This window comes from Helicobacter sp. (genome assembly GCF_022770205.1).
GTDB lineage: Bacteria > Campylobacterota > Campylobacteria > Campylobacterales > Helicobacteraceae > Helicobacter_D.
This window is the reverse complement of record NZ_JALEIK010000037.1, coordinates 1-12,449: the sequence shown is the minus strand read 5'-3', so window position 1 is coordinate 12,449 and position 12,449 is coordinate 1. Positions and strand designations below refer to the sequence as shown.

The following is a 12,449-nucleotide window of genomic DNA, read 5'->3' as shown; positions in this document are numbered from 1 at the left end:
TTACAAACCCACTGCACTTAATGTTTTATATTTGTTCATATAAATTTGCGCTTCAATCTTGCGCATCGTATCCACAGCAACTTGCACCACAATTAACACCGCTGTTCCCCCAAAATAAAAAGGCACACCAGAGGCTTTTACTAAAATCCAAGGCAATGTCGCAATAAGAGCTAAATACAAAGCCCCCCAAAGTGTGAGCTTATTTGCAATATCTGTTAAAAAATTTGCAGTGCCTTCACCTGGACGGATTCCCGGGATAAAGCCGCCTTGCCGTTTTAAATTTTCTGAAATATCTTTTGGGTTAAACACAATAGAAGCATAAAAATACGCAAAAAACATCACAAAGAAAAACATCAACACATTATAAGTATAGCCATTAGGGTTTAAGAAATCTGCAATTTGCATTACGACACTATTAGAGGAACTTTGTAAAATTGTGCCCGGAAACATTAAAAGAGCAGATGCAAAAATAGGCGGAATCACTCCGCTAAGATTCATTTTAATAGGAATGTAATTCATAATCCGCTTATCCTGATTTTGCATTACAACTTTGCGTGAATAGGATACTGGAATCCTTCTTTCTCCAAGCTCCACATAAATGATACAAGCCACAGTGACAATAATAATTGCCGCAATAAAGAGCAAAGCAAACCAACTAATTTGGTTGGTATTCACAAGATTAAATGTTCCAGCGATTGCGCTAGGGATTCCAGAAACAATTCCACCAAAAATAATCAAGCTAATCCCATTTCCAATCCCCCTTTGTGTGATTTGCTCACCAATCCACATAAGAAGCATTGTCCCACAAAGCATAGAAAGAACAGAAATTGCAATGAATACATCCATATCAATCATTATTGCACCATTTGCCCCAGTCCCTAAACTCTTAAGTCCAATGGACACACCAACTGCCTGAACAATGGTTATCACAATTGTTGCATAACGAATAATTTGCATATATTTTTGCATACCATCGCGCTCTTTTTTCATTTTACCAAGATTTGGAAAAGTAGCAGATAAAAGCTCCATAATGATAGAAGCAGTAATAAAAGGCATAATCCCTAGAGAAATAATACTAAGGCGTTCCACAGCATTACCACTAAACATATTAAATAGCCCAAGCGCATTGGATGCGTTATTATCAAAAAATGATTTAATTACCATTGTATCAACACCCGGCACTGGAACATATGCCAATACGCGGTAAGTTAAAAGAAAGCCTAGTGTAATAAGAATCTTATTAACAATTGCCTTGTTCATTATTTTTGTCCGCTTGTTGTAATTCTTTCATCTTTAATTTTTGCTACAAGATTTTTAGCTTCTACACCAATGAGTTTAATTTTCGTTGTGTAAGATGGAAATTTATGCACTCTCTTTATGCTCTCAAAAGTAATTTCTGCTAAACCTGCTATCACTTTGATAACATCTACATTAATTACATAAGGCTTTTCAACACGGCTCTTAAAACCAATCTTTGGCAAACGGCGTTGCAAAGGCTGTTGCCCACCTTCAAAACCTCTTTTTTGTTTAGAGCCTGTTCTTGCAGTCTGTCCCTTGCCACCTCTTGTAGAAGTCTTTCCCATACCGCTACCCTGTCCGCGCCCTACTCTTTTAATTTTTTTCACACTACCTTTAGCAGGTGCTAAATTTTCTAATGCCATACAATCTCCTTACACTTTTACCTTAGAAAGGGCATCAATAGTTGCACGCACAACATTATAAGGATTATTTGAACCCAAAGATTTTGTCAAAATATCCTTAATCCCTGCCTTTTCCAACACTGGACGCACTGAACCACCCGCAATAACACCCGTTCCTTCGCTTGCTGGTTTAAGCAAAACAATACTTGAGTTATATTTTTCTTGCACATCATGAGCGATTGTAGTCCCCTTAATATTGACTTTAATAATATTCTTAAACGCATCATCAATGGCTTTTTTAATTGCATCAGGAACTTCTTTTGCCTTGCCTAATCCAAAGCCAACCAAGCCTGCCTTATTCCCGACAACCACTAAAGCATTAAAGCGAAATCTTCGCCCACCTTTAACAACCTTTGTAACACGCCCAATATTTACAACATATTCTTCAAATTCTTCTCTATTAATTTCCATAATTACCCCTACAGATTGATTCCGTTTTCACGAAGAGAATCAGCAAAACTTGCAACAACGCCGTGATACAAATATCCATTTCTATCAAAAAGAACCTCAGAGACATTTGCCTTTTTAAGGCTATCTGCCAATGCAACGGCAATTTTTTTTGCATCTTCTTTATTATTTTTTAAGCCCATTTTTTTACCATCAACACTGACTAGAGTTGCACCCTTTGTGTCATCAATCACTTGTGCATAAAAATATCTGTTTGAGCGAAAAATACTTAATCTAGGAGTTGTAGCACACCCAAAAACTTTAGCACGCACCCGAAGCTTTCTTTTAAGCCTTAAACTTCTTTTCTTTCTAATAATTTTACTTGTCATTATTAATCCTTATTTCTTAGAAGTTTTACCCGCTTTGCGAATAATGCGCTCATCAGAATATTTCACACCTTTACCTTTATAAGGCTCAGGTGGTCTAAACTCTCTAATCTCAGCTGCAATTTGCCCAATTTGTTGTTTATCAGAACCTTTGATAATCACAATATTCTTATCAACGCTAATTTCAACACCTTCTGGAATGTCATAGTTAATAGGATGAGAAAATCCAAGTGCAAGCTCTAAAACTTTACCCTTGATGGCTGCTTTATAACCCACACCATTAATTTCTAATTGCTTACTAAAACCCTCTGTTAAGCCAACAACAATATTATTTGCTAAGGCTCTATAAGTTCCCCAATACGCCCTAGCTTGCGCATTATCACCATTTAAAGAGAAACTTAACTCTCCCTCTTTAAAAGCGATTCCAACACGCCCATAAGTTTCTAACTCTTTTGTTAGCTTACCACCCTTAAAAACTATTTTGCTTCCTTCAATGCTCACTTGAACACTACTTGGAATGCTAATAGGTTTCTTTCCAACTCTTGACATTACACTCTCCTACCAAATACTGCAAAGGGCTTCACCACCCACATTTGCCTTATAAGCATCTTCATTAGCAATGACACCCTTACTTGTGCTCACGACAATCGTTCCATAACCATTTTTAAAGCGTTTAAGTTCATTTCTTCCCTTATAAACGCGTCTTCCGGGCTTTGAAATTCTAGTGATTTCATTAATCACAGAATACCCTTTTTCATCATACTTTAACACAACATTAATGGATTGTTTTTTGTCTTGCTCAATAACCTTAAAACCCTCAATAAAGCCTTTTGCCTGAAAGACTTCTAAAATAGACACAACAATCTTTGCATAATACAAATTTGTCGTATCCAAACGACGCATACTTGCATTTCTAATTCTTGTCAATGAATCTGCAATAATATCATTTACCATTTGACTCTCCCTTACCAACTTGCTTTTCTAAGTCCAGGTATCAAGCCCTCATTTCCCATTTTACGCAGGCAAACACGACAAATACCAAAATCTCTATAAACAGAATGCGGTCTTCCACAAATAGAACATCTTGTGTATGCTCTCACTTTAAATTTAGGCTTTCTTGCCGCCTTTGCAATCATAGATTTTTTAGCCATTATTTCTTCCTTTTGCAAAAGGCAAGCCAAAGAGTTCAAGTAATTTAAAAGCTTCTTTATCATTTGTAGTTGAAGTTACAAATGTGATATTCATTCCGTGGCTTACCATAATATCATCATACACTACTTCTGGGAAAATTAATTGTTCATCAATACCGAAACTATAATTTCCTCTTCCATCAAACCCATTGCGCGAAATCCCACGAAAATCTTTCACTCTTGGAAGCGCAATGACAATTAACTTTTCTAAAAAGTTATACATTTGATTACCCCTTAGTGTAACCTTCACACCCATTGGCATTCCCTCACGCATTTTAAATCCCGCAACAGATTTCTTTGCAAGCGTAATCACTGCTTTTTGCCCAGCAATTAGCGAAATAGTATCCGCAATATTTTGCATAATTTTTGTGTCTTTTGCGTGCATACCAGCACCCACGCTAATGACGATTTTTTCAAGCTTGGGTAAAAGCATAGGATTTTTGATTCCTAATTCTTCTGTTAGCTTTGCTCTAATTTCATTTTTATAAGCAGTTTTGAGTGCAAACATTAATTAATCCTCCGCTTTCTTAACATTTGAAATGTGCATTGGCATTTCTTTATCCACAAAACCACCTTTTGGATTCTTATCACTTGGCTTTACGGCTTTTTTTGCCACTTTGCAACCCTCCACAATCACTTGTGAAGTTTTAGGCAATACACGCAAAATTTTTGCTTTTTTGCCTTTATCATCTCCAGTGATTACTTCTACTAAATCACCTTTCTTAATTTTAAATTTTGCCATTATAATACCTCCGGCGCCAATGATACGATTTTCATAAAATTAGCATAACGAATCTCTCTACCAACTGGTCCAAAAATACGCGTTCCAATAGGTTCTCTTTTGCTATCTAAAATCACAGCTGCATTGTCATCAAAGCGGATTAATGCACCATCTTCACGATGCAATTCTTTCTTTGTCCTCACTACAACCGCCTTAACAACTTGCCCTTTTTTGACTTTTCCATTAGGCAAAGCTTTCTTCACAGAAGCAACAATCACATCTCCAATTGTTGCATAGCGTCTTTTACTTCCACCTAAAACCTTAATGCACATCACTTCTTTTGCGCCACTATTATCAGCAACATTTAATCTTGTAAAACTTTGAATCATAATTCAACTCCTACAGACACAACTTTATGGAGTGTAAAAGCTTTTCTTTTTGAAAGCGGCTTACATTCAATTGCCTCAATCACATCGCCAACCTTTACGCTATTATTTTCATCATGCACAATATAGCGTTTAAATCTTTTAACAATTTTTCTATATTTCAAATGTGTAACGCGCCTTTCAACAAGAATTGTTACACTTTTATCGCCCGTCTTTGTAACTACTTTACCGGCAATCACTCTTTTATGTGGTTGTGCATTGCTCATTTACGCCCTCCTTTTTGCATTCAGAGCTGTCTTAATCCTAGCAATATCTTTTCTTGCAACTCTTATTTCACTAGAATTTGTCAATTGCATTGTTTTTAATTTTAAGCGCAACTCAAACAAAAATGTTTCTTTTTCTTTTAATAAAGCATTTAATTCTTCAAATGTTTTTGTGCTAATCTCAGTATATTTCATTCTCACCCTCTCTTGTTACAATTTTTGTCTTAAAAGGGAGCTTACTTTGCGCAAGAGCTAATGCGCTTCTTGCAAGCGTTTCATCCACACTTCCCATTTCATAAATGATTCTACCGGGCTTAATATTCATTACCCATTTATCAACAGCACCTTTACCCTTACCCATTCTTGTTTCAAGAGGTTTTGCAGTTAAAGGCTTATCTGGGAAAACACGAATCCACACCATACCTGTTCTTTTTGTCGCACGCGTCATAGCAATACGCGCTGCTTCAATTTGACGAGAATCAATCCTTCCGTGCTCAACTGCTTTAATTCCAAACTCACCAAATGCCAATGAAGTTCCACGGAATGCTTTGCCACGATTCCTTCCTTTCATCTGCTTTCTGTATTTTGTTTTTTTTGGCATTAACATAATTATTGCCCCCTTCTCTTTCTAGCTGGACGGCTTGATTTCTCTTCGCCCTCTTCGTTTTGCTTTTCAGTTTGGATTCCTTTTTGTAAAACTTCGCCTTTAAAAATCCAAACTTTTACACCAATATTTCCATAAGTTGTTAAAGCTTCTGCAAATCCATAATCAATCTTTGCTCTTAAAGTGTGCAATGGGATTCTCCCCTCCATATACCATTCTGTTCTTGCCATTTCAGCACCTGCTAAACGACCAGAAACACGCACTTTAATTCCTTTTGCACCGGATTTAATAGCACCTTGCATCACTTTTTTCATTGCGCGCCTAAAAGCTACACGGCGTTCAAGTTGTGTTGCTACGCTTTCCGCTGCAAGCTGAGCATTACTTTGTGGTTTTTTAACTTCCTTAATATTGATAAAAATATCTTTATCTACGATTTTTTTCAAAGATTCCTTTAGCTTTTCAACATCTGCACCCTTTTTGCCAATAATGATTCCCGGACGCGCCGCAACAACTGTAACACGCACCTTTTTAGCCGTGCGTTCAATCAAAATATCACTCACGCTAGCGTAATAAAGTTCCTTTTTTAAGAATTTTCTAATTTTATAATCTTCAGCAATATTTTGCGGCGTGCTATTAAACGCAGGAAACCATCTTGATTCCCAATTTCTGTTGATTCCAAGTCTTAGACCAATCGGATTAACTTTTTGACCCATTACTTATCCTTACTTTGTTGTGATACTTCCACAAAAATATGTGAAGTTGGTTTTCTAATTGGAGTTGCCCTCCCCCTTGCTCGTGGCGTAAAGCGTCTAAGCACAGGACCAGCATCCACTCTACAAGAAGAAACAATAACATTCTCAGCTTCATAACCGCCATTTGCAACCGCTGATGCAATCACTTTTGAAATGATTCTTGCTGCTTTGTTTGGCATAAATTCTAAAGATGCAATTGCAAGCTCCGCATTCATTCCTTGCACTTCTTTAGCAATTAATCTAGCTTTTGTTGGAGATAAACGCATATATCTTAATAATGCTCTGCTCATCAATCACCCCTTACTTACCAATTTTCTTTTGGACACTGCCTTTGTGCCCTTTGAAAGTTCTTGTAGGCGCAAATTCACCCAATTTATAGCCCACGTGATTTTCTGTAACATACACAGGCACGAAAGCTCTACCATTATGCACATTAAATGTTAAACCAATCATATCAGGAATAACCGTGCTTCTACGCGACCATGTTTTAATAGGTTTATTATCTTTTGCTTCTTTTGCCTTGATGACTTTTTTCATTAAATGCTCATCAACAAAAGGACCTTTTTTTATTGATCTAGCCATTGATGTTCCTTATTTTTTTCTTCTTGAAATAATTAGCTTATCGCTTGCTTTTTTTCTGCGCGTCTTATAACCCTTGGCTGGCATTCCCCAAGGGGAAACAGGATGTCCACTTGAACCAGTTTTACCTTCACCACCTCCGTGTGGGTGATCCACTGGGTTCATCGCTGCCCCTCTAGTTTGCGGGCGCACACCTAAATGGCGATTACGACCTGCTTTACCAATAGAAATGTTTGCAAAATCTTCATTTCCCACTATTCCAATTGTAGCCATACACTCACTTAAAATATAGCGCATTTCACCACTTGGCATTCTAAGAATTGTATATTTACCTTCTCTACCCATAAGCTGCGCACTAGCCCCTGCACTTCTTGCAAGCTGACCACCACGCCCTGGATACATTTCAATATTATGAATCACCGTTCCAATGGGAATGTTTTTAAGCTTCATCGCATAACCTAAACGAATATCCAAACCACCTTCTGCTGCAATGACTTTATCACCAACACCTAATCCACTTGGCTGAATAATATAACGCTTCTCGCCATCTGTGTAAGTTACTAAAGCGATTCTACAATTTCTATAAGGGTCATACTCAATCGCACTCACTTTACCCTCAACATTAAACTTATTGCGTTTAAAATCAATGATTCTATAAAGTTTTTTTGCTCCACCTTCTTTGTGGCGGCTTGTGATTCTACCATTATTATTACGCCCTGCGTGAACGGGAAGTTTCACTAATAATTTTCTTACACTTGCTTTAGCAGTAATATTTTCTGAGCTAAGATTACTCATAAATCTCCTGCTAGGAGTGTAGGGTTTATATGTTTTAACTGCCATTTTTTTTCCTTACCTTATACTGCTAACGATTCAATTTTCGCGCCTTCTGGAAGCTTCACATAAAACTTCTTAAAAGCATTTCTCTGACCGATAACACCGCGGAATCTTTTTACTTTTCCTTCCTGTTTTAAAGAATTAATAGATAATGGTGTGACACCAAAATACTCTTTAAACACCTCTTTCAGTTGCGTTTTGCTTAGTTTTGGAGAAGTTTGCACCACAAGCACACTTTGTTCTTGAAGCTTTAAAGACTTCTCTGTATACATAATGGATTTAATATCTGTAATACTTGCCATTCTTAACCCTCTTTAGTGATAGATTCAAAAAGCGATTTTTCAATCACCACAGATCTAAAAGTTGCCGCTAAGTAAGCATTTAATTCAACGCCATCAATCAAATAGCAATCCTTAATATTTCTAAATGCTAAAAATGTTTTTTCATCAAAAAGCTCCGCAACAAATAATGTATTTCTTTGCTCCAAAGCTTTAAACATCGCATAAGCATCTTTTGTTTTGCCACTTTCAATTTGAACTTTATCCACAATAAACAAGCTACCATTATTTGCTTTTTCTAATAAAGCATATTGCAAGGCAAGCTTTTTTTGCTTTTTGTTCACTTTTAGATTGTAGTTTTTATTATTGCTAGGACCATGTGCAACACCCCCGCCTACAAACACAGGTGAAGTAATGCTTCCCGCTCTTGCCCTGCCACCGCCTTTTTGACTCCAAGGTTTTTTACCACCACCACTTACTCTGCCGCGTGTTTTTGCCATCGCATTATTCGCACGCATTGATGCCAAAAAGGATTTAATATAAAGATAAAGATTGTGCGCATTAATATCTTTATAGCCCTCTGGTAATTGTATTTCTCCAGATTTCTTTAAATTTTTATCTAAAATAATTGCTGCACTCATTCCATAACCCTTTAACCTACAATTTTCAACTTACCAAATGCGCCATTAAAGCCCGGAACAGATCCCTTCAAAACTAACACTCCGTGTTCTTTATCAAAAGAAACAATTGCATTTTGAACGGTAACTTTTTCATTCCCATAATGTCCTGCCATTTTTTTACCCGGCTGAACGCGACCTGGCCACTCACGATTTCCAATAGAACCAGGCGCCCTATGGAATCTACTTCCGTGTGCTGCTGGACCACCTTGAAAATTCCAACGCTTCATAACGCCACTAAACCCACGCCCTTTTGTATTAAAAGAAACTTTCGCCCTTTTGGCACTCTCTAAAGACGATAAATCCAAATCCCCAACTTCCGCATTACCCACTGCAAGCGTTACAAATTTATTATATTCTTTGTCAAGATTATATTTTTTTTGTTGTCCTGCAATGGATTTATTAATGCTCTTACCTTGATGATACGCTACTAAAGCTTTGCCGCCTTCTAAAATTGCACACACTTTAGCGGTTTTTACCTTGAGTAAAGTTACAGGAATACTTGGCTTGCCAATCGTTCGGCTCATTCCAATTTTTTCTACTAAAAATTCCATTTATACCCCCTTACTTGCCCATTGAGCGGACTTCTACATCCACTTCAGGTGCCATATCTAATTTTGTCAAGCTATCCACCGTTTCAGGAGTTGCTGAAACAATATCAATGATTCTTGTATGCACTCTAATTTCAAACTGCTCTCTTGAATCTTTATTCATATGGGGAGATTTTAAGACTGTGTATCGTCTTTTTTTCGTTGGAAGTGGAATAGGACCACGGATTTCTGCACCAGTTCTCTTTACAGCCTCTACAATAGAAATCACTGAACGATCAAGAACGCGATGATCATACGCCTTTAACTTAAGTCTAATTTTTTCCATTTTACTTTATCCTTCAAAGAACTCATTAACATTTGTCAATGCAATATTTCGGAAGCGGTAATTATACAAACAATGATTTCTTTTGGCAATACTTATGCACAATTTTTAATATGTTTTTTTATAAATTATTTCCTTAATAAAAGGAAAAAAATACTAAACAATGTTTAAAAATTCTTGGTAACATTCCATTAATCCAAAAAAATAGGACATTTCTTTGTGATTAAATAAGCAAATTTGTGATGACTCTCTTTAAAATCCGAGGATAGATATAGGCAATTTTATCTTCCTTATCTAGCTCATACATCTCCTTATATGCTAAAAGCTATCTCCGCCACAATGTGGAATTACAACTCCACATTTTTTTAAAAAAGATCATCGTAGCAGCCCCCGCAGAAGCACCTTTATGTAACCAAATAAATTTATAATTTTTTTAAGGGTAAATTTAATTGCCAAGCAAGCTCTACTGGAATTTGATGATAATCAGCTTGCTTTTGTAAGTTTCTATAAATTGCCCTAAAGTTAGCCATTACGCAATATTTTCAAAATTTATTACAAAAAATTTCAAATTCCCTTGAGCAAGGCTTTTAATCTGTGGATAATCGCTTGAAGCTCCAAAAGGCTATTAATTTCATCATCATTAAGGACAATACGCCCCCCCCCCATAAGCTATCAAGCCCTAAATTCCAATGCTCAATGAGTTGCTTCCTATTAAAAACTTGCTTCATAATCCGCCTTCCTTATAAAACTGATTATAAAATTTCTTGAAAAGCTTTTTTAATCGTTTTGGATTCCATATTTTGTAAGGCTGGATTTTTGAAAAATTCCAATGCTTTTTCAAACTTTTCCTTTGGCATAAAGCCTGTATAAACGAACAATTCCTTGCCCAAGGGGCTTAAAAACACAAGCGTTGGCGTAGGCACGATATTATATTGCTTAACCAAATCTGAAGTTTGCACGCTTTTGTCTAAAAACTCCACAAAATGCGTCTTGGAATAACTAATATTAATGTAATAAGGCGCGTAATGCTCCTTTAAGATTTCCTTAATATCCGCATTGTCTTTGACCACATCTTTTAAGCGGTCGCAATACACACAACCATTTGCGCCAAAAACCATTAAATACGGCTTCCCGTCGCTTGTAATCGTGCCTGTTTCCCTAAACACATCCGCCACTTCTTTATAAGAATTAATATCCACATTTTCCATCGCCTTTTGTTGCTCTTTAGTGTAGTTTGCACCGCTTGTTATCGCGCTTGCATCCGCATCACCACAACCATAAAAACCAAAGGCTACCACCAACATTATGAAAAAATTTCGCATTTTCTATCCTTTTTAAAAGCGCAATCCTAGCAAATTAAATGTTAGGAAAATCTTATTTTAATTATGTTAAAGTTTCAAAAAGGATTTAAAATGTTTCACATCGTTTTTAATATTAATGAAAATTACGCCAAGTTTTGCGCTGTTGTCATCACAAGCATTATCAATGCTACAAAAATGTGGGGGGGGGCAAAATAGACAAGAAGGCAAGTATATTTTCCATATTTTATCCGATAATATTACAAGCAAAAATCAAAAAAGATTCCAAACTTTAGCCAAAGAACTTAGCAAAACCTACCCTTGCGAGATTTTCACCTATTTAGTGAGTGACAAAGAGTTTCAAGGCTATCCCAAACTTCACAATTCCTATACAACTTATTTGCGCTTAAAGTCCGCTTCCATCCTGCCTAGCGACATTACAACCTGCTTGTATTTAGACACTGATATTCTTGTGCTATGCGACTTAAGAGAACTCTTTAAGACTGACTTAAAGGGTAATCTCTTAGCAGCTGTGGGGGATTTCAACACGGATAAAACCCTTCCCTCTCGCACTTCTTTAAGCCCTTATGCCTTTGATAAAAATGCGCCCTATTACAATGCTGGCGTAATGCTGCTCAATCTTAGAAAATGGCGCGATGAAAATATGGAATCCAAAGCCCTAAATTTCCTTAAAACCTATGAAGTCCATTACCACGACCAAGACACAATTAATGCCATTGCTAAAAATCAAATTCTTACATTAAACCCTAAATGGAATCTTGGCGCATTTTATGCTCTAGCATTAGAAAAAAATCTAGCAATCAACCTAAATTGTGGAGAATATTTTCTGCCCTACACACAAGAAACCTTTAAAGAAGCCCTTAAAAATCCAGCGATTCTCCACTATCTTGGCAACATTACTCCTAAACCTTGGGAATCCATCTACTCTAAAATCAATCCTCCCCTAAACTCTTACACGCCCTTTTATCATCACAGCATTCAAAAATGGTGGGAAATTGCCCTAAATACGCCAGAGTTTAGCAAGGATTTAATCGCTTTAAAACTCCAAATAGAACGCGAAGATTTACAACAATATTCTAATACTTTATCAAAAGCATTACAAGAAAGAGATAATTTTTTCTTACAAAAAATACAAGAAATTGAAAATGTATTATACAATCATTCTCACAATTAAAAGTTAAAACTTTTTCTTAGACACATCTTCTAATATTTCTTTAGCTACACTGCCAACATCTTCTGTAATAGAATGTGTTCCATTTGCAATAGAAACATTTTCTTGCGTGATCACTTCTAATTGTGCAACAGCCTGATTAATTTGCATAATCCCATCTGTTTGTTCTTTTATAGACTCACTCATACCATTCACGCCTTGCACTAGGATATTAACATTTGCTTCAATTTCTGTTAGGGATTTTCCTGTTCTCTCTGCTAGTTTTCTTACTTCATCAGCAACAACAGCAAATCCTCTTCCGTGTTCTCCTGCTCTTGCTGCTTCAATAG

Annotated in this window: 25 protein-coding genes; 1 reads left to right on the top strand and 24 read right to left on the bottom strand. The window is 36.5% G+C overall.

Annotated elements, in window-relative coordinates:
- The 23 genes from secY to MRZ19_RS06720 form a co-directional block, all read right to left on the bottom strand.
- The gene (gene secY, locus MRZ19_RS06830; RefSeq protein WP_291031556.1) at nucleotides 1–1,260 is read right to left on the bottom strand and encodes a preprotein translocase subunit SecY; all 1,260 of its coding nucleotides are present in this window, start codon (nucleotides 1,258–1,260) and stop codon (nucleotides 1–3) included.
- Nucleotides 1,260–1,661, bottom strand: a complete 402-nt coding sequence (gene rplO, locus MRZ19_RS06825; RefSeq protein WP_291031555.1) for a 50S ribosomal protein L15 — start codon at nucleotides 1,659–1,661, stop codon at nucleotides 1,260–1,262. The genes secY and rplO overlap by 1 nt, the downstream gene beginning before the upstream one ends.
- Nucleotides 1,662–1,670: 9 nt before the next feature.
- Nucleotides 1,671–2,111 (bottom strand): 30S ribosomal protein S5, encoded by a 441-nt coding sequence (gene rpsE / locus MRZ19_RS06820; protein ID WP_291031554.1) that lies wholly within the window; start codon nucleotides 2,109–2,111, stop codon nucleotides 1,671–1,673.
- Nucleotides 2,112–2,119: 8 nt separating this feature from the next.
- On the bottom strand, nucleotides 2,120–2,476 hold the full coding sequence (rplR, locus tag MRZ19_RS06815; RefSeq protein WP_291031553.1) for a 50S ribosomal protein L18: 357 nt from the start codon (nucleotides 2,474–2,476) through the stop codon (nucleotides 2,120–2,122).
- A 9-nt stretch (nucleotides 2,477–2,485) separates the two neighbouring features.
- Nucleotides 2,486–3,022 (bottom strand): 50S ribosomal protein L6, encoded by a 537-nt coding sequence (gene rplF / locus MRZ19_RS06810; RefSeq protein WP_291031552.1) that lies wholly within the window; start codon nucleotides 3,020–3,022, stop codon nucleotides 2,486–2,488.
- A 9-nt stretch (nucleotides 3,023–3,031) separates the two neighbouring features.
- Nucleotides 3,032–3,427, bottom strand: coding sequence for a 30S ribosomal protein S8 (rpsH, locus tag MRZ19_RS06805; RefSeq protein WP_291031551.1), 396 nt, complete (start codon nucleotides 3,425–3,427; stop codon nucleotides 3,032–3,034).
- Nucleotides 3,428–3,438: 11 nt separating this feature from the next.
- Complete coding sequence (locus MRZ19_RS06800) at nucleotides 3,439–3,624, bottom strand: type Z 30S ribosomal protein S14 (protein WP_026943278.1); 186 nt, start codon at nucleotides 3,622–3,624, stop codon at nucleotides 3,439–3,441.
- Nucleotides 3,617–4,171: a 50S ribosomal protein L5 gene (rplE, locus tag MRZ19_RS06795; RefSeq protein ID WP_291031550.1), complete on the bottom strand. Its 555-nt coding sequence runs from the start codon at nucleotides 4,169–4,171 to the stop codon at nucleotides 3,617–3,619. Before rplE ends, MRZ19_RS06800 begins: the two co-directional genes overlap by 8 nt.
- A gap of 3 nt (nucleotides 4,172–4,174) precedes the next feature.
- Nucleotides 4,175–4,405: a 50S ribosomal protein L24 gene (rplX, locus tag MRZ19_RS06790; protein WP_291031549.1), complete on the bottom strand. Its 231-nt coding sequence runs from the start codon at nucleotides 4,403–4,405 to the stop codon at nucleotides 4,175–4,177.
- Nucleotides 4,405–4,773, bottom strand: coding sequence for a 50S ribosomal protein L14 (gene rplN / locus MRZ19_RS06785; RefSeq protein WP_291031548.1), 369 nt, complete (start codon nucleotides 4,771–4,773; stop codon nucleotides 4,405–4,407). The genes rplX and rplN overlap by 1 nt, the downstream gene beginning before the upstream one ends.
- Nucleotides 4,770–5,036, bottom strand: coding sequence for a 30S ribosomal protein S17 (gene rpsQ / locus MRZ19_RS06780; RefSeq protein ID WP_291031547.1), 267 nt, complete (start codon nucleotides 5,034–5,036; stop codon nucleotides 4,770–4,772). The genes rplN and rpsQ overlap by 4 nt, the downstream gene beginning before the upstream one ends.
- On the bottom strand, nucleotides 5,037–5,228 hold the full coding sequence (gene rpmC / locus MRZ19_RS06775) for a 50S ribosomal protein L29 (RefSeq protein ID WP_291031546.1): 192 nt from the start codon (nucleotides 5,226–5,228) through the stop codon (nucleotides 5,037–5,039). It lies immediately after the preceding gene.
- A complete protein-coding gene (gene rplP / locus MRZ19_RS06770; protein ID WP_291031545.1) occupies nucleotides 5,215–5,640 on the bottom strand; it encodes a 50S ribosomal protein L16 in 426 nt (141 codons plus the stop codon). The genes rpmC and rplP overlap by 14 nt, the downstream gene beginning before the upstream one ends.
- A 2-nt stretch (nucleotides 5,641–5,642) precedes the next feature.
- Nucleotides 5,643–6,350, bottom strand: a complete 708-nt coding sequence (gene rpsC, locus MRZ19_RS06765; RefSeq protein WP_291031544.1) for a 30S ribosomal protein S3 — start codon at nucleotides 6,348–6,350, stop codon at nucleotides 5,643–5,645.
- A complete protein-coding gene (gene rplV, locus MRZ19_RS06760; RefSeq protein WP_291031543.1) occupies nucleotides 6,350–6,679 on the bottom strand; it encodes a 50S ribosomal protein L22 in 330 nt (109 codons plus the stop codon). The genes rpsC and rplV overlap by 1 nt, the downstream gene beginning before the upstream one ends.
- A 10-nt stretch (nucleotides 6,680–6,689) precedes the next feature.
- Nucleotides 6,690–6,971, bottom strand: a complete 282-nt coding sequence (gene rpsS / locus MRZ19_RS06755) for a 30S ribosomal protein S19 (RefSeq protein ID WP_291031542.1) — start codon at nucleotides 6,969–6,971, stop codon at nucleotides 6,690–6,692.
- Between the two features lie 9 nt (nucleotides 6,972–6,980).
- Nucleotides 6,981–7,808 (bottom strand): 50S ribosomal protein L2, encoded by an 828-nt coding sequence (gene rplB, locus MRZ19_RS06750; RefSeq protein WP_291031541.1) that lies wholly within the window; start codon nucleotides 7,806–7,808, stop codon nucleotides 6,981–6,983.
- A 14-nt stretch (nucleotides 7,809–7,822) separates the two neighbouring features.
- Nucleotides 7,823–8,104 (bottom strand): 50S ribosomal protein L23, encoded by a 282-nt coding sequence (locus MRZ19_RS06745; RefSeq protein WP_291031540.1) that lies wholly within the window; start codon nucleotides 8,102–8,104, stop codon nucleotides 7,823–7,825.
- Between the two features lie 2 nt (nucleotides 8,105–8,106).
- Nucleotides 8,107–8,721 carry a 50S ribosomal protein L4 gene (gene rplD / locus MRZ19_RS06740; protein ID WP_291031539.1) on the bottom strand — a complete coding sequence of 205 codons (615 nt, stop codon included), beginning with the start codon at nucleotides 8,719–8,721 and terminating at the stop codon, nucleotides 8,107–8,109.
- Between the two features lie 11 nt (nucleotides 8,722–8,732).
- Nucleotides 8,733–9,311, bottom strand: a complete 579-nt coding sequence (gene rplC, locus MRZ19_RS06735) for a 50S ribosomal protein L3 (protein ID WP_291031538.1) — start codon at nucleotides 9,309–9,311, stop codon at nucleotides 8,733–8,735.
- A gap of 10 nt (nucleotides 9,312–9,321) precedes the next feature.
- Complete coding sequence (gene rpsJ / locus MRZ19_RS06730) at nucleotides 9,322–9,633, bottom strand: 30S ribosomal protein S10 (RefSeq protein ID WP_291031537.1); 312 nt, start codon at nucleotides 9,631–9,633, stop codon at nucleotides 9,322–9,324.
- Nucleotides 9,634–10,217: 584 nt separating this feature from the next.
- Nucleotides 10,218–10,358, bottom strand: a complete 141-nt coding sequence (locus MRZ19_RS06725; RefSeq protein ID WP_291031536.1) for a hypothetical protein — start codon at nucleotides 10,356–10,358, stop codon at nucleotides 10,218–10,220.
- 24 nt (nucleotides 10,359–10,382) lie between these two features.
- Nucleotides 10,383–10,952 carry a thioredoxin fold domain-containing protein gene (locus MRZ19_RS06720; protein WP_291031535.1) on the bottom strand — a complete coding sequence of 190 codons (570 nt, stop codon included), beginning with the start codon at nucleotides 10,950–10,952 and terminating at the stop codon, nucleotides 10,383–10,385.
- 163 nt (nucleotides 10,953–11,115) lie between these two features.
- Between MRZ19_RS06720 and MRZ19_RS06715 the strand changes: the two genes are divergently transcribed.
- Nucleotides 11,116–12,123 (top strand): glycosyltransferase family 8 protein, encoded by a 1,008-nt coding sequence (locus MRZ19_RS06715; protein WP_291031534.1) that lies wholly within the window; start codon nucleotides 11,116–11,118, stop codon nucleotides 12,121–12,123.
- A 3-nt stretch (nucleotides 12,124–12,126) separates the two neighbouring features.
- Here MRZ19_RS06715 and MRZ19_RS06710 read toward each other — a convergent pair.
- The coding region (locus MRZ19_RS06710; protein ID WP_291031533.1) for a methyl-accepting chemotaxis protein at nucleotides 12,127–12,449 on the bottom strand (323 nt) is incomplete at its 5' end.

Excerpts from the sequence above, each read along its gene's own strand:
- rplD (WP_291031539.1), bottom strand. The coding sequence starts at position 8,721 with ATGAGTGCAGCAATTATTTTAGATAAAAATTTAAAGAAATCTGGAGAA.
- rpmC (WP_291031546.1), bottom strand. The coding sequence starts at position 5,228 with ATGAAATATACTGAGATTAGCACAAAAACATTTGAAGAATTAAATGCT.
- rplN (WP_291031548.1), bottom strand. The coding sequence starts at position 4,773 with ATGATTCAAAGTTTTACAAGATTAAATGTTGCTGATAATAGTGGCGCA.
- rplV (WP_291031543.1), bottom strand. The coding sequence starts at position 6,679 with ATGAGCAGAGCATTATTAAGATATATGCGTTTATCTCCAACAAAAGCT.
- rpsJ (WP_291031537.1), bottom strand. The coding sequence starts at position 9,633 with ATGGAAAAAATTAGACTTAAGTTAAAGGCGTATGATCATCGCGTTCTT.
- rplC (WP_291031538.1), bottom strand. The coding sequence starts at position 9,311 with ATGGAATTTTTAGTAGAAAAAATTGGAATGAGCCGAACGATTGGCAAG.
- MRZ19_RS06745 (WP_291031540.1), bottom strand. The coding sequence starts at position 8,104 with ATGGCAAGTATTACAGATATTAAATCCATTATGTATACAGAGAAGTCT.
- rpsE (WP_291031554.1), bottom strand. The coding sequence starts at position 2,111 with ATGGAAATTAATAGAGAAGAATTTGAAGAATATGTTGTAAATATTGGG.
- rpsQ (WP_291031547.1), bottom strand. The coding sequence starts at position 5,036 with ATGAGCAATGCACAACCACATAAAAGAGTGATTGCCGGTAAAGTAGTT.
- MRZ19_RS06715 (WP_291031534.1), top strand. The coding sequence starts at position 11,116 with ATGCTACAAAAATGTGGGGGGGGGCAAAATAGACAAGAAGGCAAGTAT.
- rpsS (WP_291031542.1), bottom strand. The coding sequence starts at position 6,971 with ATGGCTAGATCAATAAAAAAAGGTCCTTTTGTTGATGAGCATTTAATG.
- MRZ19_RS06800 (WP_026943278.1), bottom strand. The coding sequence starts at position 3,624 with ATGGCTAAAAAATCTATGATTGCAAAGGCGGCAAGAAAGCCTAAATTT.
- secY (WP_291031556.1), bottom strand. The coding sequence starts at position 1,260 with ATGAACAAGGCAATTGTTAATAAGATTCTTATTACACTAGGCTTTCTT.
- rplX (WP_291031549.1), bottom strand. The coding sequence starts at position 4,405 with ATGGCAAAATTTAAAATTAAGAAAGGTGATTTAGTAGAAGTAATCACT.
- MRZ19_RS06725 (WP_291031536.1), bottom strand. The coding sequence starts at position 10,358 with ATGAAGCAAGTTTTTAATAGGAAGCAACTCATTGAGCATTGGAATTTA.
- rplE (WP_291031550.1), bottom strand. The coding sequence starts at position 4,171 with ATGTTTGCACTCAAAACTGCTTATAAAAATGAAATTAGAGCAAAGCTA.
- rplO (WP_291031555.1), bottom strand. The coding sequence starts at position 1,661 with ATGGCATTAGAAAATTTAGCACCTGCTAAAGGTAGTGTGAAAAAAATT.
- MRZ19_RS06720 (WP_291031535.1), bottom strand. The coding sequence starts at position 10,952 with ATGCGAAATTTTTTCATAATGTTGGTGGTAGCCTTTGGTTTTTATGGT.
- rplB (WP_291031541.1), bottom strand. The coding sequence starts at position 7,808 with ATGGCAGTTAAAACATATAAACCCTACACTCCTAGCAGGAGATTTATG.
- rpsH (WP_291031551.1), bottom strand. The coding sequence starts at position 3,427 with ATGGTAAATGATATTATTGCAGATTCATTGACAAGAATTAGAAATGCA.
- rplR (WP_291031553.1), bottom strand. The coding sequence starts at position 2,476 with ATGACAAGTAAAATTATTAGAAAGAAAAGAAGTTTAAGGCTTAAAAGA.
- rplF (WP_291031552.1), bottom strand. The coding sequence starts at position 3,022 with ATGTCAAGAGTTGGAAAGAAACCTATTAGCATTCCAAGTAGTGTTCAA.
- rpsC (WP_291031544.1), bottom strand. The coding sequence starts at position 6,350 with ATGGGTCAAAAAGTTAATCCGATTGGTCTAAGACTTGGAATCAACAGA.
- rplP (WP_291031545.1), bottom strand. The coding sequence starts at position 5,640 with ATGTTAATGCCAAAAAAAACAAAATACAGAAAGCAGATGAAAGGAAGG.